At 67.1% G+C, this 1,119-nt stretch carries 1 protein-coding gene; it reads right to left on the bottom strand.

Features of this window, described 5'->3' with window-relative positions:
* Positions 1-23: 23 nt before the first annotated feature.
* Positions 24-893, bottom strand: coding sequence for an IS5 family transposase (locus K4G64_RS39275; RefSeq protein WP_221760621.1), 870 nt, complete (start codon positions 891-893; stop codon positions 24-26).
* Between the last annotated feature and the right edge of the window lie 226 nt (positions 894-1,119).

Raw genomic sequence — 1,119 nt, forward strand, 5'->3', positions numbered from 1 at the left:
AGAGGTCGTTTTCTCCCGATGTTTCATCCCGGAATGGGTGTTTGATCCTGTGGTGTCGGGTCGCGCCAGGAGATGGTGGCTTCGTCGGTGAGGCGGCGGGCCATCAGATCGGTCATGGCCAGCTGGATCATGGCTTCGGAGCGGGCTGGGAGGGTTTCGTAGTCGCGGGCCAGGCGGCGGTGGAACATCAGCCAGCCGTAGGTCCGCTCCACGGTCCAGCGCTTGGGCAGCGGCGTGAACCCCTTGATGCCGGGGGCGCGTTGGACGATTTCCATGTCGATACCAAGGCGGGCGGCGTGCTCGACGAGGTGCTGGCGGTACCCGCCGTCGACCCACACCTTGCGGACCGAGGGGTGGGCTGCGGCCACCTGGTCGATCAGGTGAGTGCCGGCGATGGAGTCCTGCACGCTCGCGGCCGTGACCAGCACCGCAAGCAGCAGTCCGAGGGTGTCGGTGACGATGCTCCGCTTGCGGCCCACGATCTTTTTCGCCGCGTCGGTGCCCTGCCCGGCGGCTGGGACGCTGGTTGAGGTCTTCACGCTTTGCGCGTCGATCACGCAGGCGGAGGGCTCCGCGTCTTTGCCTTGCTTCTGTCGTAACAGTCTGCGCAGCACGCCGGTGAGCTGGGCGAACACGCCATCGCGCTGCCACTTGGCGAAGTAGCCGTACACGGTCTCCCAGGGCGGGAGGTCGTGCGGGAGGTAGCGCCACTGCACGCCGGTGCGGTCCACGTAGAGGACCGCGTTCATGATCTCGCGCAGATCGTGCTCGGGCGGGCGTCCGATGTTCAGTGCATGTCGGCGCCGCTCGGCCCGCCAGGCGGACAGCACCGGTTCGATCAACTCCCAGCGGGCATCGGACAGATCACTCGGATACGGGCGACGTTCGGCCATGACCTGGACATACCGCCAGCCAGGGGCGTGCGCCCAGGCGTGCACCGCCGGCGGCGGAAGCACGCGGACCGGCGTCTTGGGATGAGACAGGCGCAAGCCGCAATCCGTCCCAGCCGTCACACCGTCCAGCGCATCCGTCACCTCGCTCCCACCAGCACCGCCGAAACGACAACCCACCGTCAGAGAGTGCAGGTCAAAGCGCACCTCAGGGGAGAAAACGACCTCT

Source organism: Streptomyces sp. WAC04114 (assembly GCF_019733245.1).
Classification (GTDB): Bacteria; Actinomycetota; Actinomycetes; order Streptomycetales; family Streptomycetaceae; genus Streptomyces; species Streptomyces massasporeus_A.

What these genes read in the sequence shown, in the direction of transcription:
- K4G64_RS39275 (WP_221760621.1), bottom strand. Translation starts at nt 893, where the DNA reads ATGGCCGAACGTCGCCCGTATCCGAGTGATCTGTCCGATGCCCGCTGG.